We start from the raw sequence: 23,181 nt of genomic DNA on the forward strand, positions 1-23,181 counted from the left end.
CTCCTTATTTTAAATTCAGCTCAACCATGATGCGTTCGGCGATCCTCTCCAGCGGTAAGTCTTCCGACGAGATACCCGCTTTCGCCACTGCTTGCGGCATGCCATAAACGACACAGCTTTCCTCGTCCTGTGCCCAGRTAGTTGACCCCGCGCTTTTTAGCATACGTGCGCCCTCTCGACCATCTGCGCCCATACCGGTGAGCACCATCGACAGAACCTTATCGCCATATATTTTAGCGGCGGAGCCAAAGGTCACATCCACACAAGGCTTGTAATTCATCCGCTCGCCGCCGTCGAGAATTTTTAGACGTGCCGCGCCTGGTCTGCCATCAATCATCATTTGCATCCCTCCCGGCGCCAGGTAGGCGTGCCCAGGTTTGAGCGTGTCCCCATCTTTCGCTTCAACGACAGTGATTTTGCTCAGTCCATTCAGGCGCTGCGCAAACGCCGATGTGAATGTGGCAGGCATATGTTGAATCAAAACAATCGGCAGCGGAAAATTTGCGGGTAGCTTGGTCAGTACTTTTTGCAGCGCAACGGGGCCACCGGTCGACGTACCAATCGCCATCAATTGGTAACGTTTACCTGTGGCGGTAAATCGCGCTGGCGCCTTAGACGGCGCACTCGTCCCCACCGCAGGGCGGGACGCTGGGCGCGCAGGCGTGCGCACACCGCCCGATGGCGAAGCCGTTTGCCCAGTACTGCCTGGGGAGGATGGGCGCGTCGCACGTCGAAGTACCGGCCGTTTACGCGCAATTTCGAGTACGCGCTGTTGCAGTAAACTGGTCGCTTCTTCGCGATTGCGAGCGATGTCCTCAAACTTTTTAGGAAGAAAGTCGAGCGCCCCAGCTTCAAGTGCATCTAACGTGGCTTTCGCCCCATCATGCGTCAACGATGAAAACATCAAAATTGGTGTGGGCGTTTGCGCCATGATCTGGCGCACCGCCGAGATACCATCAAGTACTGGCATCTCCACATCCATAGTGACAACGTCAGGCTTGAGTTGGGCGGTTTTTTCCACCGCTTCCTTGCCATTCACTGCACTATCAATGACCTCCATTCTCGGATCGGCATTGATGATTTCACTAACACGGCGACGGAAGAAACTGGAGTCATCTACCACCAATACTTTTACTGCCATGGGCGTCCTTTTCTCAAATTAACCTGCGTAATGTTTCAACAGGTTGGGCACATCCAAGATCAGAGCAATATGACCATCACTGGTGATGGTTGCCCCTGCCATTCCCGGCGTCCCTTGAAGTAGTTCGTCAAGTGGCTTAATGACCACCTCCTCTTGACCAAACAAGGTGTCTACCACAAACGCGATGCGTTGATGCGCGATTTGCACGATCACCACATGCCCCTTGGTTTTATCGATATCAGTTGATCCTTTACACAACCAATCTTGCAAGAAGAACAGTGGGATCGCTTTATCGCGTACGATTAAGGTTAGCTGGCCATCAACCGTATTGGTTCTGGACATATCCAAACTGATAATTTCACTGACATTCGACAGAGGGAACGCAAACGGGTTATCACCGACGCCGACCATGAGGGTTGGCAATATCGCCAGTGTCAATGGTACCTTGATTTCCAGAACCGTCCCTCGGCCGAGCTCAGAGTCGATATTAATCGAGCCATTAAGCTTGGTGATGCCGGTTTTCACCACATCCATCCCCACACCACGACCAGAAATATCGGAAATCTCGGTTTTGGTTGAAAAGCCAGGAGCAAAAATCAGGTTGTACGCTTCACTATTACTTAAGCGAGCCGCCGCTTCTGCATCAAGGACACCACGGTCAACCGCGATGCTCTTCAGCTTTTCAGCATCCATACCGCCACCGTCATCAGCAATGGTCAGGAGAATATGATCCCCTTCTTGTGACGCTTTGAGGGTGATGGTACCGACACGAGGTTTACCCGCTTTTTCACGCTCATCAGGCATTTCAATACCGTGATCCACCGAGTTACGTACCAAGTGGACCATAGGGTCAGCCAGCGCTTCGACCAGGTTTTTATCCAGATCGGTTTCTTCGCCCTGCATTTCCAGGACGATTTCTTTTTTCAAGCTACGTGCTAAGTCACGGACAACGCGGGGGAAGCGGCCAAATACTTTTTTAATTGGCTGCATACGCGTTTTCATCACCGCGCCTTGCAAGTCGGCAGTAACCACATCTAGGTTGGTAACCGCCTTGGCCATGCTTTCATCGTTGCTGCTTTGGCCCAGACTCACTAAGCGGTTACGCACCAACACAAGCTCACCGACCATATTCATAATACCGTCAAGCGTGGAGGTATTAACTCGTACCGTTTGCTCTTGTTGAGGGGCGGCCGGTGGCTTCTTCTCAGGTGCCTTTTCTGCCGCAGCAGGCGCTTTAGCACCCGCGCCGGCACTTTTCGGTGTGCTTTCTTTCGCGGGCTCAGGCTTGCTCGCTTTTTGTGCGGGCGCAGGCTCCGACTTTGGCTGAGGTTTGGCTTGTGCATCCACCTTATCGGCATCCGCTTTCGCTTTCTCCGCTTCGGCGGCGGGGCCTTTGCCTTTACCGTGCAAATCATCCAAGAGCTTTTCAAACTCGTCGTCATCAATCAGCTCATCACCACCAGATTGGGACGACGCCGAAGCGGGCTTATCCGATGGCGCTGATGGGCTTTCATTGCTGGTGTCGCTTGCCCCTCCAGCAGGGCCTTTACCTGCACCGTGCAAATCATCAAGCAGTTTTTCGAACTCGTCGTCGGTAATATCGCCGCTATCGGCCTCAGTGCTTTCCACCACCTCAGGCTTTTCTGATGCTGAATCAGACGCCGTGGGTGCTTTTCCCTCACCATGGAGCTGATCGAGCAACTTGTCGAATTCATCTTGGGTGATCTCATCCACTGAGTCGCCACTGATCGCACTGTCGTCCTGGCTTGATGCGTCACTTTCAGACGCCTCAGGTTCGGGTTCGGGTTCTGGCTCGGGGTCTGGTTCAGGTGCAGGCTCTTCCGCCACAGCCTCATCTTCACTCGCGGGTTTCGCATAGCGGTGCAGTGCTTCGAGCAAGGCACTATCGGCTGGCACTGGCTCTTCGCGGTTTTGTACCGCGGCGAATTGATCATTGACAGTGTCCAGCGCCTGCAAAATGGTGTCCATCACATCTGATGTCAGCTCACGTCCGTGATTACGTAAGTTGTCAAAGACGTTTTCAGCACCGTGGCACGTATCGACCAGCGCATTTAAGCCAAGAAAGCCCGCGCCACCTTTTACCGTGTGGAAGCCACGGAAAATACTGTTTAGTAAGTCTGCATCATCAGGGGCACGCTCCAAATCGACCAGCTGCTCAGACATCTGCTCGAGGATCTCTCCCGCTTCAATCAAAAAGTCCTGAAGGATTTCTTCATCCATCTCAAAGCTCATAGCGCACCTCTAAAAACCCAAACTCGATAATAAATCGTCAACATCATCTTGGCTGTGAACCACGTCATCGCGCTCTTCAGGGTGAATCACAGGACCCTCAGGGGCTGACTTATCGGTGGTATCATCTGCTTTTTTCGCCGGTGCTGCGTCAATCGCAGCGCTATCCATGCCAAAGGCGGTAAGTATTTCTACCAGCTGTTGCTCAACTTCTTGCACCAATTCAATCACGCGCCGAATCACTTGGCCGGTTAAGTCTTGAAAGTCTTGTGCCATGAGGATTTCAGTCAGGTGCGCGTGCAATTCTGTCGCGCCCCCTTCTACTTGGGTCAAGAGTTCGTCAATGTTGTGACACAACGACTTGAACTCATCCAAGGCAATCTCACCGCGCATCAGGCTGTTCCAGTTGGGACGAACAGCTTGCAAGTTGTCTTGCAGCTCGCTTGCTATCGGCATGGTTCGTTCAACCGAATCCATGGTTTTGTTGGCGGCCAATTCGGTTTTCTGCATGACATACGTGAGCCTGTCGCGAGCGTCAGGGATGTCCACGTTGGCCAAATCACTCACTCTAGGATCCAAACGAAAGTCAGTAATTGAGTCATGTAATTGGCGGGTGAGCTTCCCCACTTCATTAAACAGTGGGTCACGCGCTTCTTTCGCTATTTCGGTAAGAAGCGTATTAGCGTTATCTTGCTCTCCGTTTTCAAGATACGCGACCAATTGTTTCGCTTGGTCCAGATTGATCATGGCGGTTCCTTCTTACTGTGCGCTTGCGAATTACATACGCTCGAAAATCTTATCGAGCTTTTCTTTCAACGTAGCGGCAGTAAAAGGTTTAACAATGTAACCGTTCACCCCTGCTTGCGCGGCTTCTACAATTTGCTCGCGCTTCGCCTCAGCGGTGATCATCAATACAGGCAGGTGCTTAAGATCGCCGTCCTTACGGATTTCTTTAAGCAAGTCAATCCCCTGCATACCAGGCATATTCCAATCGGTCACGACAAAATCAATACCGCCTTTTTTGAGGATTGGCAGCGCGGTTAAGCCGTCATCCGCTTCAACGGTATTGTTGAAACCTAAGTCACGAAGAAGATTCTTTACGATACGGCGCATTGTTGAAAAATCATCAACAACGAGAATTTTCATGTTTTTATCCAAGGTTGCCTCCGGTGAGGTCTCGTTTTATTGTCGAAACAGTTACTTACTCACTATGCCAAGCGGATAGCTTAGCTCTCAAACGTTGCGTAGCCTGACTTTGAATCTGACAGACCCGGGATTCACTGACCCCTATCACTGCTCCTATCTCTTTGAGGTTTAATTCCTCATCATAATAAAGAGATAGCACCAGCGCCTCTCTTTCAGGAAGACTTTTGATCGCCGCCGCTAATGCGGCTTTGAAACTGTCTTCCGCAACACCCTGAAAGGGAGTGTTGTCATTACGGCGACTCTCTGTTGTGAATGCATCTTCAGAGACGCCCAGATCATCCATCCCGATCAAACGCCCACAGTTTACATCGTTAAGCGCCTGATGGTACTGCTCTAAGCTCATATCAAGCTTTTCTGCAACCTCCACGTCGGTTGGATCCCGACCTAACGCTTTTTCTAGCGATGCGATAGCATCACTGATTGAACGACTCGCCTTGTGGACAGACCGTGGCACCCAGTCACCGCGGCGCATATCATCCAGCATAGCACCGCGAATTCGAATACCGGCATAAGTTTCAAAACTCGCCCCTTTGGAGGGGTCATAATTTTGCTGTGCCTCAAGGAGGCCGACCATACCAGCTTGGATCAAATCTTCTACTTGAACACTCGGTGGCAAGCGCCCCATCAAGTGATGCGCGATGCGCTTGACCAAACTCGAATAACGCTCAAGTACCGCTTGGCGATCTGCCCCTGTGCGGCTATACGTGAGCGCTCTATTCACGAACTAACTCTCCTGCGTCATCATTTTTGATAAGCAACCGCTCAACAAAAAACTCCAGATGGCCTCCCGGATTTCGTGGCACCGGCCAAGTCAGCGCTTTGTTCGCCAGCGCATTCATTGCCAATGATGCGGGCGAGCGAGGAAATGCGTCAATGACAACTTTTTGTTTTCTCACTGCTTGCCTCACCCTTTCGTCAACGGGAACACATGCTACTAATTCTAGATTAGCATTGAGAAACCTTTCAGTGACTCGCGTTAATTTTGTGAACAAGTCTCGTCCTTCACGGTAGCTTCTGACCATATTTGCAACAACTTTAAAGCGTGTCACACCATGTTCACGGCTGAGTACTTTAATCAATGCATACGCATCAGTAATTGATGTAGGTTCATCACAGACCACAATGACGACATCTTGTGCGGCGCGCGAGAAACTCAGTACCATGTCTGAAATCCCCGCGGCAGTATCCACTAAGAGTACATCAACCTCTTCTTCGAGTGTACCAAAAGCGCGAATTAAACCAGCATGTTGCGCCGGTGTGAGCTCCGTCATACCTTGAAGACCAGACGATGCTGGTACGATTTTCATACCGTGCGGACCTTCGAGAATAATATCTTTCAGATCACAGACGCCTTGAAGTACATGAGACAAATTCTTGCCCGCTCTTAGGCCAAGTAACACATCCACATTGGCGAGGCCAAGGTCGGCATCCAATACCATGACTTTTTTCCCTTGGCGAGCCATAGACGCGGCCATTCCCAGCGTGACATTGGTTTTTCCTACGCCACCTTTTCCCCCGGTTACGGTAATAACCTTGGTGCGTGACGGATTGGTTAAACGGCGCAGGCCGCTTGCTTGATCTTGCATGCTTGTCTCAATCATAAAAGTCCGCCCCATTCGACTCTGGGACATCACTGTTCCAGAAGTGATTGTGCTGATCCGCACCTGACTCCAACATTTCACTGGCTTTGCCAACCAGGAACTGTCCCGTGGCTTGGCGGATATCTTCCGGCACACGTTGCCCGTCGGCTAAGTAGGCCACAGGCAGGGCATTTTCGATGGTGACACACAACAGTTCACCGAGGCTGAGCGATTCATCGAGTTTGGTCAGAACACATCCCGATAACGGGATGCGGCGAAAATGTTCAATGGTTTCTTGCAATACGCGGCGTTGTGATGTCGCCGGTAACACCAGTAGGCTACGAATATGCGAGCCACTATTTTGCATCAGGGTATCGAGCTGTTCCGACAAGCGAAGATCACGCTGCCCCATCCCGGCGGTATCTAGCAATATCAAGCGTCTATGACGCAGCTGATAAAGGATGTCGGCAAGCTCATCGGCATCTTTAGCCACTTTAACGGGGCAACCAAGGATACGGCCGTACGTGGCTAACTGTTCATGGGCACCGATACGGAATGTATCTGTGGTCACCAAGGCAATATCTTCCGGGCCAAATTCCATCGCGGCTCGCGCCGCCAGCTTAGCAATCGTGGTGGTTTTCCCGACCCCTGTCGGACCAAGAAGTGCAATCACGCCGCCGGTTTCTAGCATATTCTCGTCAACCGTGATCACCTGATCCGCAACCAGGTCAAGGAGCGCTTGCCACGCCTCATTCGGTGGTGTCTCTTCTGGGATATAACAGGCCAGTTGATCCGCCAGCTCAGAAGACAGTCCCATACGCTCTAAGCGTTTGATAAGCATGGCGCGTAACGGCTCTCGCCGCTCTACCTCTTGCCACATAAGCCCCGACAATTGGTGTTCTAATAAGCTTCGAATTGATGCCATCTCCTGACGCATTGCATCAATTTCTTGATGAGAAGCCTGAGATTGACGTGCCTCAAACCGGGATGGATCTAGCTTAGGCTTGGACGTTGACGGAGATGCATGCGGACCGCTCGACTTATTGGCAGCCGTTTGCCAGCCAGAACGACTGCTACTTTTAAGTTGCCGACGAGGCTCATAACCGCGTCCTAGCGCGGCGGGCCGCTCGTCAGCACCTGATGGCGATGGGCTCCGTGCTGGCTGCTTTTGTTGGCGTTGTAGCAACGCGCTCAACGAATCAGCTTCTGTTTCTGGTTCCGCGGGCTGAGATTGGTCACGGTACTCATCCAACATGGCAGAAAAACGAGGTGGGCGCTTAGTATGACCGTTTTGACGACCACCTGCCTGTTGCCGTTGACGCAGTTGCACTTGATCATCCGCAAGTTGGCGGTGAGCCTGAGAATAAGCCTGAGCAGATTGTTGCTGCGCTTTTGGTGCGGGCTTATCAGGCATTGGCTCTGTATCCGCATCAACCGCCGCGACAATTTCTACGCCGCCTGTCACTTTTTTGTTAGACATGATCACCGCATCAGCGCCAAGTTCTTCTTTCACTTGGCTTAACGCTGCTCTCATATCCTTTGCAAAAAAACGTTTTATTTTCAAAGCACTGCCCTACTCATAAACGATGTTAATTGTTGCCAACCGCATTGACGATACGAATTTGTTTTTCATCAGGCACTTCTTGATAAGACAAGACGCGTAGCGTCGGTATTGTGTTTTTAACAAATTTCGCCAATGTCGCTCGTAGCACGCCAGACGTTAGCAATACGGCCGGCTCTCCTTGCAACTCTTGTTGTTGCGTCGCTTCTGCCAACGAAGACTGCAACCGCTCAGCCAGACCCGGCTCAATCCCTGTCGACTCGCCACCGGATGCCTGCATAGTTTTATGCAACATCTGTTCCAGTTCAGGAACAAGCGTAATGACTGGCAGTTCAGGGGCGCTGCCATTGATTTCTTGAACGATCAGACGACGCAATGCAATCCTGACCGCTGCGGTTAAAATGTCAGGATCTTGACTCTTACCGGTATACTCAGCCATGGTTTGCACGATAGTGCGAATATCACGAATAGGGATCGCTTCACTCAGTAAGTTTTGCAGTACTTTGACTAGCACACTGAGCGGAATTTGATCCGGGATCAGTCCTTCAACCAAGCGCGGTACTTGCTTACCTAACATATCGACCAGATTTTGCGCTTCCTCGTGACCCAATAAACGCTCGGCGTTGTTGGTCAACATCTGGCTAAGGTGGGTGGCCAACACAGTGGCAGAGTCAACTACGGTGTAACCGAGTGCTTGAGCATGCTCTCGTTGGCTTGGCTCAATCCAAACCGCCTCAAGGCCGAAAGCCGGATCCTGGGTTGGCTCGCCGTCGATAGGGCCAAAAACTTGACCTGGGTTGATCGCGAGTTCATGTTGAGGGTGGACTTCGGCTTCTCCGACAGCGACCCCCATTAAGGTGATGCGATAGTTATGGGGTGGCAGTTCAAGGTTGTCGCGAATATGTACCGGTGGGATCAAAAAACCAAAATCTTGCGAGAGCTTTTTACGTACGCCTTTGACTCGGTCGAGCAGCTCTCCGCCCTGATCACGATCGACCATGGCAATCAGACGATATCCAACCTCCAGTCCGATAACATCCACCGGCTGCACATCGTCCCACGATAACTCTTTCGGTTTAGCAGGCGCGGCTTCGGGAAGATCGGTTTGCTCCGGCGCTTGCTGTGCTTTTTGATATTGCTTGTATTTCCAGTACGCCAGGCCACCACAAATCACTGCCAGCAGCAAGAAAGGCAAATGAGGCATCCCCGGTACTAGCCCCATCACCGTCAAAATACCGGTGGCAATCATCAACGCACGCGGGTTATCAAACAGCTGGAATACCACCTGTTGTCCCATGTCTTCTTCGGTGTTTTGTCGCGTCACCATAATGGCGGCGCCTATCGACAGCAGCAACGACGGTATTTGTGCAACCAGACCATCACCAATGGTCAGTAAGGTATATACCTCCAACGCCTCGGAAAAACCCAAGCCATGTTGGCCCATCCCGATAGACAAGCCACCCACAATGTTGATGAAAAGGATCAAAATACCGGCGATGGCATCGCCTTTAACGAACTTAGACGCACCGTCCATTGAGCCATAAAAGTCCGCTTCTTGCGTGACTTCTTGGCGTCGTGACCGTGCTTGTTCTTGGTCGATAAGCCCTGCGTTCAAGTCGGCATCGATCGCCATTTGTTTACCCGGCAATGCATCCAAGGTAAAACGCGCGGTCACTTCTGAAATCCGGCCCGCACCTTTGGTGACGACCATGAAGTTAATGATCATCAGGATAAGAAAGACCACCAAGCCCACAGCATAGTTACCACCAATGACCACCGAGCCAAAAGCACCAATCACTTGGCCTGCTGCATCCGGGCCCTCGTGCCCATAAAGCAAAACCACACGCGTGGAAGCAACGTTAAGCGCCAGCCGCATTAACGTTGCAATCAAAAGCACCGCTGGGAAAGCCGCAAACTCAAGTGGGCGCCGTGTATAAATGGTGACCAGCAAGACCACGAGCGACAATGCAATGTTAAATGAGAACATTAAGTCGAGCAGCATTGGTGGGACAGGCAGAACCACCATCGCTAAGGTCGCTAATACCAGTGCTGGCGCGCCGATAGCCGGCATCGCTCCTAACCTGTGGTAAGGCACTTTGTCAGAAAATGGCAATCGCCAGTTGGCTTTTAACATGTTAAGCGTTCAAATCCATGATTGGTGAACGCGGGCCTGGTGCCGCGTATAATCAAAACGGGAATGCAGAGGAAGCAAGTTTTACGCCAAAAAAAGACAATAAAGTGTCAGCATTTTGGCACTGCGCTGACATTGCCGCGTTCGGCAACGCTTAGTCATGTTGCAAGTCGGAAGGGATAGGTAAATAAGCGTCATCAGGACGAGTGGGTCGTCGACCCCGTCCTTTTTTGTATTGCTTAAGCTGGAAGACATACGCCAAGACCTGCGCGACGGCGGTAAACAAACCGTCAGGGATCTGTTGCTCAAGCTCGGTGCTAAAATACAATGCCCTCGCCAGAGGGGGAGCGGGGACAATGGCAATGTCATATTCAGCCGCAATTTCTCGTATTTTCAATGCAGTAAAGTCCGAGCCTTTGGCTATCACGACGGGCGCACTATCGATATCACTATTGTAGCGTAGCGCCACGGAGTAGTGTTCGGGGTTAGTCACAACCACATCGGCTTGAGGAACGTCCGCCATCATCCGGCGTTGCGCCATCTCACGCTGTAACATTCGGATACGCCCTTTCACTTCTGGGCTACCCTCAGTTTCTTTGTGCTCGTCTTTTACCTCTTGCTTGGTCATTTTAAGCTGCTCATTGTGTTGCCAAATTTGAAACGGCACATCAATGACCACCACAACCAACAGTGAGCAACACACGAGCAATACGAAGTTCAGTAAAATGTCGAGCGCGTGATAGAGATTACTGGGAAAGGTATCAATGGTCAGCTCAAAGAAGTCTTCCAGGTTCACATAAACCAGATAGGCTGCCACGCCCGCGACCAACAGCACTTTGAGGACAGACTTCAATAGCTCAACCAAGCCTTGGGTACCAAACATACGCTTGAACCCAGAAAGCGGACTCATTTTCGACAGCTTAGGCCGTGCGGCTTCCCAAGAGAAACTCACACCACCGAGCCCGGCTGCCCCCACGAGGCCGGAGATAAATAGCACAATCAAGATCAGCCCAAGTGGCAGAATCAAATGCAGTAGCTCACCGACCACCACCAGCATCAGCTCTGAGCTATCAAAGATCTCTGCACGTGACAAGGAGAATAGGCGCGTCATCAATGCCATTAGGGCTTCACCCAGCGCTTGCCCGAACCACATCAAACTGATCGCCCCGACCACTAACACTGCCACGGAAGCCAGTTCTCTTGAGCGCGGTACTTGGCCCTTTTCCCGCGCCTGCTCCTGCCTTCGGGGCGTGGCGTCTTCTGTTCTTTCCTGACCGTCGCTCTCTGCCATCAGCTTCTATCCACAGTTAATTCGAATCAGCGAACAAACTTGGTTCAACCCTGTTTCCCAATGATTGTTGTAATGCGTCAACATACCGAACAGCAAATACCAGCTGATCAGCAACCCCATTAACAATGCAAAAGCGAAGCCAAGAGAGAAAATGTTTAGCTGCGGCGCAGCCCGCGTCATCACACCAAAAGACAAGTTAACCACCAGCAAGGCAATGACGCCGGCCAGGGAAATACTGAGTGCTACTTTAAACATGATGCCAAACCACTGTGCCAAACTACGGTAGTCGGCGGCACCAATCATTTCGCCAATCGGTAAGGTGTCAAAACTCATCACTACCAGGTTAAGCATTTTTAGATGCCCATCCGTGGCGAGAAACAACATCACGGCCAAAAACAAGTAAAACTGCCCTAGCAAAGGGGTATTCTGACCATTGGCCGGGTCGACCATGGATGCGAAACCCAAGCTCGACTGCATCCCCAAAATTTGCCCTAACACCACAAAGGTTTGGGTGATAAATTGGGTGACCATCCCCATCGCCACACCAATGATCACTTGCTGCGCAAGCACGGTAAACCCCGCAAAAGAGACCAGCTCGATATTCTCGGGGGCGGCCGGTAACGCGGGCATCACGGCAAAGGTAATCGCTAAAGAGAGGTAGAGGCGGATCCTCACTGGCACAAACCGCGCGCCAAAGAAGGTCATCGCCATCATCATTGACGAAATACGGGTAAAGGGCCAAAAGTAGTTAGCCATCCAAGATAAAATCACCGAGGCTGGATATTCCATGGCTTGCCTCGTCAGTAGAGAATGTTGGGGATGTGATCAATCAAGCGATAGAAATACTCCATCAGCATTCGCGTCATCCAGTGGCCAAAAAACATCAGCGCAATAAAGGTCGCGATCAAACGCGGTAAAAAGCTCAGCGTTTGCTCGTTAATCGAGGTTGCCGCTTGAAAGATGGCGACAATCAGGCCAACCAACAAACCAGGTACCACAATCGCTGAGACGAGGAGTAACACCAAATAGAGCGCATCTTGGAAAAGCTCGACAAACGCTTCTGGGGCCATCGCTGCCTCCTTTAGCCAAAACTGGCGGCTAAGGTGGAGAGGATCAAGTTCCACCCGTCAACCAGAACAAATAGCATCAACTTAAAGGGTAACGACACTATCATGGGCGATAGCATCATCATACCCATTGCCATCAATACCGACGCCACGACCAAATCAATCACCAAAAACGGCAAGAACAGCATAAAGCCAATTTGGAACGCGGTTTTGAGCTCAGACGTTACAAACGCGGGGATCAGCACCGTCATCGGGACTTGTTCAGGCTCATCGACTTGCGACCCAGACATATTGACGAAGGTTTCCAAATCTTTAACCCGCGTTTGCCGGAGCATAAACTCACGCAGCGGCACCTGTACCCGATCAAAGGCTTCCCTTGCTGTGACTTGTTCATTGATATAAGGCTGAATCGCCTCTGTGTTCATTCGGTCAATCACAGGTGACATAATAAATAAGGTCAAAAACATCGCGATGCCAATGATCACTTGGTTCGATGGCGTTTGCTGTAACCCCATGGCTTGACGCAAAATGGCCATCACCACCACGATCCGAGTGAACGACGTCATTAAAATGACAACCGCTGGCAAAAAGCCCAGCGCGGTCATTATTGCCAGAATTTGCAACGTAACGGAGTAGTCTTCACTACCATCCGGGTTGACACGCATCGTGACCGCTGGGATCCCGCCTCCCGTATTGCGACCCACTTCTAAACGTGCCGCCTCACCGCTTTCGCTAGTCGATTCGGTGGTGATGCTTTCTTGTGCTGGCGCGGCTTCTTGTTCGGCAGCAGCAAACGGTGTAAATAAGGTAGCTGCCACCCAGACCCAAGCGGCCAATAACATTCGTATCGTCATTTTCGATTCAACAGTTGGCTAAGCTGATTGGCAAAGCGAGAAGGCTTGTCAGACGCTGGCGTCGCCGTTGGAATGGGGTTATCCAGTGTTTTTAACACGTTCACGCTGGTAGCCGTTACGCCGACAACCAGCTGCTCGCCGTGGATATCGACCACCAGAATGCGCTCCTTTTGACCCACTGCCAATTGGCTGACGATCGTGATTCCGTCACTTTGCTGTGCCAGCCCCGGCACTTTTAATCGTCGCAGCAACCAGGCCAGAGCAAAGATAAGCCCAAGCACCAACCCCAGCGACAACAGCATTGTCACTATACTGACCTCGGGCGCCGCCGCCCACACGGGCATTGGCACCAAGAGTACACCCCAAACGCGTCGGTTCACCGTCATCCCTATCGTAGTTTCTTAATCCGTTCAGTTTGGCTAATCACATCCGTGAGGCGGATACCAAACTTGTCGTTAACGACCACCACTTCACCGTGTGCGATAAGCGTGCCATTGACCAGCACATCGAGCGACTCCCCGGCCAACCTATCTAACTCAACCACCGAGCCTTGGTTGAGCTGAAGCAGGTTACGGATGTTAATTTGCGTATGCCCCACTTCCATAGAAATGGTCACTGGAATATCGAGGATCGCGTCCAGTTTGCGCTGTTCATCCGCCCCCATTTTTTGCTCGCTGTCATCAGTGAGCTCTTCAAGTGGTGCCGCTTGTACATCATCAGAGCCCTCGGCATCAGATTGCTCAGCCAGGGCTGCAGCCCAATCATCGTCTACATCATTTTGATCCATGACGTCTCACCCTTGTTTACAGATTCTGATCACTGAGCATTACCTTGTTTATCATCGATGGGTAAATCTTCCTCGAGATCATCGAGTAGCTCAGGTTTATCCTGCAACAACGAAATATCCGATTTCGCCATTTCAGGACGCTTAAGTTTTTCCACAATTTTCAGTGCCAGCTTATCGTTAGATTGTCCCATCTTCGCGCGATAGGTGGGCAAGTCTTCCACGAACACCGTACACGCATCCGGCATATCAACCGGAATCACATCGCCTTTTTGCAGCTCCATCAGGTCGCGCAAGGATAAAGTGACATCTAAAAGCTTGGCACTCAATTCAACATTCACATCCAAGATTTCATCCCGTAGCGCTTTACTCCAGCGCACATCGGTATCCATCTTGTCACTTTGTACCCCTGCATCAAGTAGCTCGCGAATCGGCTCCAGCATTGAGTAGGGCATGACCATATGAATGTCACCGCCACCACCATCAAGCTCGATATGGAATGAGCTCACCACAATCACTTCTGAAGGGCTGACAATGTTGGCCATTGCCGGATTAACCTCTGAGTCTAAATACTCAAAGGCCACTTCCATCACGGGCGCCCACGCGTCTTTGTAATCCTCAAACATCAACTTCAGCAGCATCTGGATCACACGCCGCTCTGTCGGGGTAAACTCCCGCCCTTCAATACGAGCATGAAAGCGCCCATCGCCACCAAAAAAGTTTTCCACCAATATGAACACCAGACGGGCTTCCATGGTGATCAAGCTGGTGCCTTTTAGTGGGCGAAAACGCACCATATTCAAACTGGTCGGCACGTACAAGGTGTTTTGATACTCGCCAAACTTCATCATCTGCACGCCGTTGATCGATACTTCGGCGGTTTTACGCAGCATGTTAAACAAGCTAATGCGCATATGACGGGCAAAGCGCTCATTAATAAGCTCGAGCGTCGGCATCCGCCCACGCACAATTCTGTCTTGTGACGAGAAGTCAAAGGAGACGGCCCCCTCTTGATCCGCTTCGGGCTCGTTGTCTTCCTCTTCGACGTCATCAACACCGTGAAGCAGCGCATCAATTTCGTCTTGGCTGAGTAAGTCAGTCACGTCATCACCTATTGCATCACAAATCCAGTAAAGAGCACACGCTCTACCACCGGCTCGCCCGTTACTTTGATTAAGGCCGCGCGCACATTTTCTGCCGACTGGCGACGAATTTCGAGTTGGCCTTGTGGTGTGCGCAGTTGCTCCACCGTGGCCGCACCAAACGTATTAAGAAGCGCGTGCTCAATCAGCGGTAAGTTTTCCTTCGCTAGGGTTTCCATTTCACTGCCACGCACTAACAACTGGGTATTGACTTGCACCAGTCGTTGTTGCTCATCACCGGTGACATTAAAGACGAATGGCTTGGGTAAGGTGACATAAATCGCAGGCAGAGCATTGCTTTGTTCCTCGAGGACAATGTCTTCTTGGCTGCCGTCATCACCAGATAGGAAAAAGAACGCCGCACCGCCTACCGCCGCGAGCAATACAACGGCGGCGACAATGATAATAATCAGCTTTTTCTTGCTCCCACCTTGCTCTGGGGTTGCGTTATCATCTGCCATGGCTGGTCTTGCTCCTTGTTATTTAAGCGTAGTAATCGACGGCGCGATCACTGTGTGAGACGTTCAGCGTTTGCCCGGCTAGCATGGCATCATCGCCATCATCCGGCCCTGTTGTGCCACGTGGTGCCCCACCTGCATTGCCAGCACCATCGCCATGCTGGCCAGAGGCCATCTGTTGTGCACCACTGTCTTGCTGTTGAACCGACCCCTGGGCTAACTGTAGCCCTTGTTGCTGCAACATATCGCGCAATCTTGGCATCGCTTGCTCGACAGCATCACGCGCTTGCTGGTTCGCCACCGTGATATGCACAGAGGCTTGGTCGTTGTTTATCCCCAACTTAATTTGCATGCGTCCAAGCTCGGGTGGGTCGAGACGAATATCCACTTGCTTGAGGTTTTTAGACAACATGACATTGATTCGCTCAGTCAGTGCCGCGCCCGCGTCGCTAGGTGTTTGCCCCAAAGGTAGCGGGGCCTGCGCAGTTTGAGCGACCTGAATATCTTGTCGTGCTGTCGCTGCGTTCGCGCTTGGTGTGCCTAGACTGCTTGCCAATTGCTGGGCCAAGTTCTCGCCTCGTGAGGCCCCTTCCGCCGCGCTTGCAGCGCTGCCTGCAGCTAATGCGGCGTCAGTTTGAACCGCCTGTTCTGCCATCGCTTTCAGTGCCACTTTACTGACATGGTCTGACCGTTCATTTTGCCCGGCTAACATAGAAGCGGCATTCGGGTTGCCTGTTGCGCCACCTTTTACGTCAGGGTTTGCCATATTTTGTGGTAGGCCAGTCGCCTGTCGCAGCTTATCAGCCAGCTCGTTCGTTTTCGTCGTCGCCCCTTCTTTGGCTAACAAATCTTTGAGCGCAGACTCTTTGTTGGCTGACGCAGCATCGCCTAAGGCAGACTCACCGGGCGCCATCTTAGCGGCGGCAGCCCCATGTTGACTCTCCTGCTGCGCCTTCATGGCCGCCCATTTGATCGCCGGCCCATCCACTGGGAGAGATTGCCCCCCTTTAGGCATCTCACCACTGCTATCAAGCGCCACTTGGCGCCCAGCACCTTGTTCCAATGCGGCGCCACGATCTTGCGTGGCTTTAACCTGGGCGACTAACGCGGCGAGTTGTTCGGGCGATAACTGTGCCAATACCTCCTCCGCGGAAACCTCATCTGGCAGCGCTTTAGAGAGTTCGGCAAGCAGTGCTTGTTTGTCTACTTCACCCTCTTGACCCTGTAGGTCTACTCGCGCGTTACTGTCAGCGTCGCTCATCGGTAATGCATCGGCAGATAATGCCGTGGTATCCCCACCGGCAGGCAAGGTTTTGCCAGTAAGCATGTCCGCCGCTTGATTCAAACGCATTAATAAAGATTGGCTTTCTTCCATTGCCGTCATATCGGCAATTTTTTCCATCTCCGCCTCGCTGAAAACACCGTCAGCCAACATGGCTTCCGCATCAATGGCCTGACCATCGACGAGTAAGGTTTTGCCATCAGGGGTTAGCTTGATAGACTCCCCTTGTCCTTCACTTCCATCGAGGGATTGATGCAAAGCGGACAAAAAGCCGGCACTTTGCTCTCCTTTCACCTCGCTGGACGCGCCCTCACTCGGCGCAGACAGGGTTTTACTCGAAACATTGGAAAGTGTCAGCATTGACTGCGTCATAAGTTTCTCATCATTACCTATGGTTACCTATGCGTCAGCTTGGCATCAGCTGGCGCGTCGGTAATGAGAAAGCAATTATCGCGCCATTTTATTGTGAAGAGAAGGGCGAGGGGCGTCGACGTGCAATAATCGCTGCCATTTCATCCATTTGTCGTTGTTCTTGGTAACGAGCACGCTCTGCTTCCTCACGTTCTCGTTTTTCTATCAGCCACTCTAGTGATTGCCGGTGCTGGCGGGTTTGTTGCCATGTCTGACGGCACTGCTCTAAATGATCTTTAAATTGATGCTCTGCATCTCTTTGTTTTGCCAAGGTTTCATCAAGCTGAACAATGAATTTATTTAAATGACCAAAGGCGCTGGCCGATAGGCCTGACTGACCACGCTCAGACATCTGACGGCAATACTCAAGCCGGTACTGTTCAATTTGCTCCAACTGGCGATAGTAATCATCAAGTGATTGCTGAGCCGCGCTCACACTGAGCTGGGCCTGCTTTTCATCTTCTTGCGCCTTGTCTAACAGCAACTGAAGTGCGTGATCGGCCATCGGTTACCCCTGTAAGGTTGAACGCAACATGTTGACACACATATCAAAAGGAACCACTTCTTTGATCCCTTGCTGCAGGTAATTGTCGAGCTTGGGCTTCAAGCTAAACGCCTGATCAACCGCCGCATCACTGCCAGGTTTGTAGGCGCCTATCGAGACCAGATCTTGATTTTTACGGCACACGGACAACACTTGCCGCACCGCTTTCGACATCAGAATTTGCTCATCGCTGGTAATATTGGGCATCACTCGACTCACTGAACGCTCAACATCAATGGCAGGATAATGACCGCTATCTGCTAACTCGCGCGATAGCACAATATGACCATCGAGTATCGCTCGTGCTGCATCGGCAATAGGGTCTTGTAAATCATCCCCCTCGGTCAGCACGGTAAAAAAGGCCGTGATCGACCCTTGCCCAACGGCACCGTTCCCCGCGCGCTCAACCAGTGAGGGTAAGCGCGCAAACACCGAAGGCGGATACCCTTTGGTCGCGGGTGGCTCGCCCACCGACAAAGCAATTTCGCGCTGAGCCTGCGCAAACCGCGTTAACGAGTCCATCAATAAGAGAACATCAAGACCCAGATCGCGAAAATACTCAGCAATGGTCAACGCCGTTTGGCAGCCTTTTAGCCGCACCAGCGGTGAGGCGTCGGCAGGCGCGGCAACCACTACCGCTCGGGCACGGCCTTCTTCTCCGAGGATATCATCGATAAACTCTTTCACTTCTCGGCCACGCTCACCAATCAACCCCACGACCACCACTTGTGCAGTGGTACCGCGTGTCATCATCCCCAAGGTGACAGATTTACCCACCCCAGAACCAGCAAACAAGCCGATACGCTGCCCTTTCCCCACCGTCAAAAGGCCATTGATCGCTTTGATGCCAACATCAAGCGGCTCACGGATGGGTTGACGTGATAAGGGGTTAATGGGCATGCCCTCCAAGCTCGCCTGTTTATCCGTGTAGATGTCGCCTTTACCGTCCAGTGGATTGCCCATGCCATCAATAACACGTCCCAACAGCTCCATACCCACCGAGAGTTGACTACGTTCAGACAAAGGCGTCACTCTTGCACCTGGCAATACGCCTGATACTTGCTCATTGGGCATCAGATATAAAAGTTCGTCGGCAAATCCCACGACTTCGGCTTCAATAGTGCCATTAAGGGTTTCAACCGAACAAACAGACCCAATGGGCGCGCGACAGCCTATCGCTTCAAGTGTCAGCCCAACCATACGCACCAATTTGCCCGACGCCACTGGCTTGGGGGCTAAATTATCAAGCTGACATTGTTTTAACCGCTCAGCGAGTTGGCTCATTATGATTGCCCTGGATCCTCAGTCGATGTGGGTTCATCCTGCGTCGTGGCCGTGGTGTCTTGCTCAACGGGTTCGTCACTCGACGGCTCGCGCTCAGCGGTCGCCGATTCGTTGGCATAGGCGCCGGTATCAACAGGCTCTACCGTTGCGCCGTCTGATGGCGTAGATTGCCGGGGTTGATTCTGCCCTTGAAACTCTCTTAATAACGCGTCCACGCGGTCAGCATAGCGATAGTCAACGACTGAATCTTTGGCTTTTACATGGACGTCTCCGCGCGAAAGTGCGGGCTCTGATTGCAAAGTCCAGTCGCGGGCAGCCAGCATATCGTCGTCATACGCGTCGGTGACAATGGCATAGTCATCTGGATGCAAAGCAGCAGTAACCGGGTGGTCGGCCACTGGCAAAGCGGCAATGGCGGCCCGTAAAGTGTGTAGAATCACCTGAGGATTCGTGTCTAGCTCCACGCCTGTCAATGATTTCGTCAAGGTCTGGACCATCACCAACAGTTGTTGCTCGACATCGATATCCAGCTTTTCTAATGGATGACTTAGCTGATTGAGAATACTGTCAAGCTGCTGGCAACGCGCTTCAATCAGCGCTTGGCCATCGGCGAGGCCTTGCTCAAACCCCGCCTTTTTTCCTTCTTCATGGCCTTTCTCATGCCCTTGTTCTAAACCGGCTTCGAGCCCCTCAGCATGCCCCAGCTGCTTGCCTTCTTCATACCCTTCGTCATAGCCCTGCTGGCGAATAGCATCGAGGGCATCGGCGGTTAAAGGTTCGGGGGCTGGCTCGTTTTCCTCCGGCTCCACCTCAACGTCCGGCTCCCAACTGGGGTCGTAATTGAGTGCGGTCTCTTTGGGCAGGTTTTCGCCTTCGTTGTAAGGGGGCAGTGCCCACCTATCAATGCTTTCGGCATCGGCCTCATCGACGCGGATATAGCCACGGCGTTTTTCTAAACTCATCGTTGCCCCTTACAAAAACGACTTAGACGAATTCATCGCCGCCGCCTCCGGTAAGCATGATTTCACCTGCATCAGCGAGACGGCGTGCGACAGATAGAATCTCTTTCTGCGCCCCTTCCACGTCTGAAACCCGGATTGGCCCCATGGCTTCGATATCATCTTGCAACATTTCTGCTGCACGTTTAGACATGTTGCGATAGATTTTCTCGCGCAAGTTATCTTCCGCCCCTTTGAGCGCTTTTTGCAGCACTTCTTGTGGTACATCACGTAGTAAGGTTTGTACGCCGCGATCGTCCACATCAATCAAGTTATCAAACACGAACATCAAGTCTTGGATTTGTGAGGCCATCTCTTCGTCTTGATCGCGAATCGAGTCCATCAACACCCCTTCGACGCTGTTGTCCATGTAGTTCATGATTTCCGCTGCCGCTTTCAAGCCACCAATTTTGGCCGCTTGTGCCCCTGCTTGACCTGCAAACTGTTTCTCCATGATCTCATTCAGCTCATGGAGCGCGGCTGGTTGCACTTCTTCAAGGTTGGCAATCCGCATCATTAAATCGAGACGGTCACGCTCTACAAATTGCGAGAGGATCTCTGCCGAGTGCTCGGGATCCAAATAGGATAAGACGATAGTTTGGATTTGCGGGTGCTCGTTGATAATAATGCTGGCCACTTGGCGCGGATCCATCCATTTCAGTGAGTCTAAGCCTTTCGAGCCGCTACCCAACAAGATCTGATCGACCAAGTTATTCGCTTTGTCCTCACCCAAGGCTGCCACCAGGGCGTTGCGCACAAAGTCTTCACTCCCCATCCCAATCGAGGTGTATTTTTGGATTTCCTCCAAAAAAGCACGATGGACGGCAGCCACTTTGTCCGAATTAAGGTCAGTCATCGAGGTCATGGCCGCGCCCACCCGTTGAACCTGTTTCGGCTCAAGGTGGCGAATGATACTCGCGGCGTCTTGTTCACTTAAACTGAGCAGCAAAATGGCGGCTTTTTCAATCCCACTCAACGAGCTGATATCGAAGTTTGAGCCAGCTTGCTCATCACCGCCTGTGGTTGCGACTTCATTTGCCATCTTCGGTTACCCAATTTTTCACCGCTTGTGCGGCCAAGTCTGGCTCATTGGCCACCAGCGCCCGCACCGCTTTTAACAAGTCTTCATCTTTATGTAAGTTTGGCAGCTCCACATCCGACGCTGACATCGCAAAGTTGCTAGAACCGTCAAGCTCAGAGCCTATCAAGCCAACATCATCCCCATCTGGGGTGATAGGTAAGCCATCTGGGCCAAGGATTTCGCCATTGGGCCCCACGGTATTGCCATCTTCGTCGGTATTTGGATAAAGCAGCTTTTTCATCGCTGGACGCACCAAGACCACGATAATGACAATGATCACCAAGGCGGCCGCTAACCACCGTACCCAGTCATTAAAGTTGGGATGATCCCAAATCGGCACATCTTGCTCTGCCGCTTGCTCTGGCTCAACAAACGGGACGGCGATGACTTCAAGTACATCCCCACGTTGTTCGCTAAAGCCCACCCCGCCCATTAGGAGACGGCGGATTTTGGCCAATTCATCGTCTGACAACGGCTGCTTGACCGTATCCCCGGTTTCAGGATCGACACTTTGTTTAAAGTTCACCGCCACAGAAACAGTTTGCCGATCAATAACGCCTGACTGTGCGCGGCGGTGGCGAATGGTGGTGTCGAGTTCAAAGTTGCGGGTGGCTTCACGGCTCACTGACCCGGTACCGCCTGCACCATTTTTAAGATCCCTGACGTCTTCCGGGATGGAGGCATCGGCCGGCGGTTGGTTGCTTAACGCCCCTGGAATACCCGCTACACGATCCGAGCCATTATAATCTTCGCGCGTATATTCGCTGCGTGTTGCCGGTGTGTTGGGGTTAAACTGACGCTGCGTTTCTTCTAGCGAACTGAAATCCAGTGACACATCGACTTGCGAGGTATAGTTGCCCAGCCCTAGTACGGGGATCAGTATTGAGTCGATTTTTTCGCGCAATTGACGTTCTTGTTTACGCTCCAATTCGTACTCTTTGCGCCGCGCCGCTGACGCAGGATCTTCACTGCCAGAATTTAGCAAGCGACCATGTTGGTCGGTAACGGTGACGCGCGTGGGTTTTAGCGAGGGGACGGCAGAGGCAACCATATCAACAATGGAGTCCACTTCCTCTTGACCCAAGGTGTTCGTCCCTCCCAAGGTTAAGAATACCGTGGCCGATGCCTCTTGATTGTGGCGCACAAAGACACTCTGTTTGGGCATCGCTAACAAGACACGTGCTTTTCGCACTTGCCGTACTTCTTCAATCGCGGCGGCGAGCTGTCGCTCACGGCTGAGTTTTAAACGTTCTTGCTCGAGTTTTTGCGAGACGCCAAAACCCATGTCATTGAGCAAAATTTCATCGCCCTCGGCCGTGCTGGTATTCAGCCCCACCCGGGTTAAACCGAGACGAATCGAGGAATAATCGCTTGAGGGGACGCGGATGGTATTACCATCCAGTTGGTATTCTACTTTGTTTTGGTCAAGGTGATCCAAAACAGGGATCAGTTCTTCTGTTTCGTACGTACCCAGTGGCCGCATTTCGGGTTCCTGCACCCAAAAAAACAGCATCATGATCAGCGCAACACAAATCGCAACCGCTAACACCAAGATCAACTGGCGCACCATGTCGAGATCGCCAAATATCGAGTTTGACGATGCTGACTGCTCTGATGCGTCCGGATCTTGCGTGCTTTGCTCTGCGTCTAATGCCGCATCGGTTGATGGCAGTGCTGCTGCGCCATCTGAAACCGCCAGATCGGTGTTTTGGTTCTCTTCAGCCACTGATTAATTCCTACATTAAACAGGCATATTCATGAGTTCTTTATACGCCTCAACTAACTTGTTGCGCGTTTGCACGGTGGCATCAAACGCCACACTCGACTTGTTTCGAGCAATCATGACATCCGATAAGCTTACATTGCGGTCACCTTCATCGAACCGTGTGGCAAGCTCACCCGACGTCTTTTGCAATCCATTTACATGGTTAATCGCACTGGCAAGCATATCGCCAAATTCTTGGCTGACTTGTTGACCAGTTGCAGGCTGAGAGACATTCTTCGCCGCTGCCGCCATGGCTTGCATCTCTTGCGTCAAGGCATTCGCTTTCATCGTCGATCCTTCCTGTGTCAATATTTTGTCAATTCAGTCAGATTTTCATCAGTCATCTTACCA

Annotated in this window: 23 protein-coding genes; all 23 read right to left on the bottom strand. The window is 51.8% G+C overall.

Annotated features, from left to right (window positions below; genetic code table 11):
- Positions 1-4: 4 nt before the first annotated feature.
- The 23 genes from BZG72_RS01010 to fliE all read right to left on the bottom strand — a co-directional run bounded on the left by BZG72_RS01010 (position 5) and on the right by fliE (position 23,118).
- Entirely contained in the window at positions 5-1,141 is a 1,137-nt protein-coding gene (locus BZG72_RS01010; RefSeq protein WP_077665891.1) for a protein-glutamate methylesterase/protein-glutamine glutaminase, read from the bottom strand.
- Positions 1,142-1,159: 18 nt separating this feature from the next.
- Positions 1,160-3,394, bottom strand: coding sequence for a chemotaxis protein CheA (locus BZG72_RS01015; protein ID WP_077578015.1), 2,235 nt, complete (start codon positions 3,392-3,394; stop codon positions 1,160-1,162).
- Positions 3,395-3,403: 9 nt separating this feature from the next.
- Complete coding sequence (locus tag BZG72_RS01020) at positions 3,404-4,138, bottom strand: protein phosphatase CheZ (RefSeq protein ID WP_046074930.1); 735 nt, start codon at positions 4,136-4,138, stop codon at positions 3,404-3,406.
- A 30-nt stretch (positions 4,139-4,168) separates the two neighbouring features.
- Entirely contained in the window at positions 4,169-4,537 is a 369-nt protein-coding gene (gene cheY, locus BZG72_RS01025; RefSeq protein ID WP_046074931.1) for a chemotaxis response regulator CheY, read from the bottom strand.
- A 55-nt stretch (positions 4,538-4,592) separates the two neighbouring features.
- The gene (locus BZG72_RS01030) at positions 4,593-5,318 is read right to left on the bottom strand and encodes an RNA polymerase sigma factor FliA (RefSeq protein ID WP_077578014.1); all 726 of its coding nucleotides are present in this window, start codon (positions 5,316-5,318) and stop codon (positions 4,593-4,595) included.
- Positions 5,311-6,198, bottom strand: a complete 888-nt coding sequence (locus tag BZG72_RS01035) for a MinD/ParA family protein (protein WP_046074933.1) — start codon at positions 6,196-6,198, stop codon at positions 5,311-5,313. Before BZG72_RS01035 ends, BZG72_RS01030 begins: the two co-directional genes overlap by 8 nt.
- A complete protein-coding gene (flhF, locus tag BZG72_RS01040; RefSeq protein ID WP_077665892.1) occupies positions 6,191-7,741 on the bottom strand; it encodes a flagellar biosynthesis protein FlhF in 1,551 nt (516 codons plus the stop codon). The genes BZG72_RS01035 and flhF overlap by 8 nt, the downstream gene beginning before the upstream one ends.
- 25 nt (positions 7,742-7,766) lie before the next feature.
- A complete protein-coding gene (gene flhA / locus BZG72_RS01045) occupies positions 7,767-9,872 on the bottom strand; it encodes a flagellar biosynthesis protein FlhA (protein ID WP_077578012.1) in 2,106 nt (701 codons plus the stop codon).
- 151 nt (positions 9,873-10,023) lie between these two features.
- The gene (gene flhB / locus BZG72_RS01050) at positions 10,024-11,160 is read right to left on the bottom strand and encodes a flagellar biosynthesis protein FlhB (protein ID WP_077578011.1); all 1,137 of its coding nucleotides are present in this window, start codon (positions 11,158-11,160) and stop codon (positions 10,024-10,026) included.
- Positions 11,161-11,166: 6 nt separating this feature from the next.
- Positions 11,167-11,949 (bottom strand): flagellar biosynthetic protein FliR, encoded by a 783-nt coding sequence (gene fliR, locus BZG72_RS01055; RefSeq protein WP_046074937.1) that lies wholly within the window; start codon positions 11,947-11,949, stop codon positions 11,167-11,169.
- A gap of 11 nt (positions 11,950-11,960) precedes the next feature.
- Entirely contained in the window at positions 11,961-12,230 is a 270-nt protein-coding gene (gene fliQ, locus BZG72_RS01060; protein WP_046074938.1) for a flagellar biosynthesis protein FliQ, read from the bottom strand.
- Between the two features lie 11 nt (positions 12,231-12,241).
- Positions 12,242-13,081 (bottom strand): flagellar type III secretion system pore protein FliP, encoded by an 840-nt coding sequence (gene fliP / locus BZG72_RS01065; protein WP_077665893.1) that lies wholly within the window; start codon positions 13,079-13,081, stop codon positions 12,242-12,244.
- On the bottom strand, positions 13,078-13,461 hold the full coding sequence (gene fliO, locus BZG72_RS01070; protein WP_158010009.1) for a flagellar biosynthetic protein FliO: 384 nt from the start codon (positions 13,459-13,461) through the stop codon (positions 13,078-13,080). The genes fliP and fliO overlap by 4 nt, the downstream gene beginning before the upstream one ends.
- Positions 13,462-13,469: 8 nt before the next feature.
- Complete coding sequence (gene fliN, locus BZG72_RS01075; RefSeq protein WP_046074940.1) at positions 13,470-13,868, bottom strand: flagellar motor switch protein FliN; 399 nt, start codon at positions 13,866-13,868, stop codon at positions 13,470-13,472.
- Positions 13,869-13,897: 29 nt separating this feature from the next.
- Entirely contained in the window at positions 13,898-14,968 is a 1,071-nt protein-coding gene (fliM, locus tag BZG72_RS01080) for a flagellar motor switch protein FliM (RefSeq protein ID WP_077578008.1), read from the bottom strand.
- A gap of 8 nt (positions 14,969-14,976) precedes the next feature.
- Entirely contained in the window at positions 14,977-15,468 is a 492-nt protein-coding gene (gene fliL / locus BZG72_RS01085) for a flagellar basal body-associated protein FliL (RefSeq protein WP_077606541.1), read from the bottom strand.
- Positions 15,469-15,490: 22 nt separating this feature from the next.
- Entirely contained in the window at positions 15,491-17,119 is a 1,629-nt protein-coding gene (locus BZG72_RS01090; RefSeq protein WP_077665894.1) for a flagellar hook-length control protein FliK, read from the bottom strand.
- A gap of 88 nt (positions 17,120-17,207) precedes the next feature.
- Positions 17,208-17,663 (bottom strand): flagellar export protein FliJ, encoded by a 456-nt coding sequence (gene fliJ / locus BZG72_RS01095; protein WP_046074944.1) that lies wholly within the window; start codon positions 17,661-17,663, stop codon positions 17,208-17,210.
- A gap of 3 nt (positions 17,664-17,666) precedes the next feature.
- Entirely contained in the window at positions 17,667-18,986 is a 1,320-nt protein-coding gene (fliI, locus tag BZG72_RS01100; RefSeq protein ID WP_046074945.1) for a flagellar protein export ATPase FliI, read from the bottom strand.
- Positions 18,986-19,948, bottom strand: coding sequence for a flagellar assembly protein FliH (locus tag BZG72_RS01105; RefSeq protein ID WP_077665895.1), 963 nt, complete (start codon positions 19,946-19,948; stop codon positions 18,986-18,988). The genes fliI and BZG72_RS01105 overlap by 1 nt, the downstream gene beginning before the upstream one ends.
- A gap of 22 nt (positions 19,949-19,970) precedes the next feature.
- Positions 19,971-21,026, bottom strand: coding sequence for a flagellar motor switch protein FliG (fliG, locus tag BZG72_RS01110; protein ID WP_046074947.1), 1,056 nt, complete (start codon positions 21,024-21,026; stop codon positions 19,971-19,973).
- On the bottom strand, positions 21,016-22,791 hold the full coding sequence (gene fliF / locus BZG72_RS01115; protein ID WP_077578003.1) for a flagellar basal-body MS-ring/collar protein FliF: 1,776 nt from the start codon (positions 22,789-22,791) through the stop codon (positions 21,016-21,018). Before fliF ends, fliG begins: the two co-directional genes overlap by 11 nt.
- Before the next feature lie 15 nt (positions 22,792-22,806).
- A complete protein-coding gene (fliE, locus tag BZG72_RS01120; RefSeq protein ID WP_046074949.1) occupies positions 22,807-23,118 on the bottom strand; it encodes a flagellar hook-basal body complex protein FliE in 312 nt (103 codons plus the stop codon).
- Between the last annotated feature and the right edge of the window lie 63 nt (positions 23,119-23,181).

Source organism: Salinivibrio sp. PR6 (genome assembly GCF_001995955.1).
In the GTDB taxonomy this organism is placed as follows: Bacteria; Pseudomonadota; Gammaproteobacteria; order Enterobacterales; family Vibrionaceae; genus Salinivibrio; species Salinivibrio siamensis.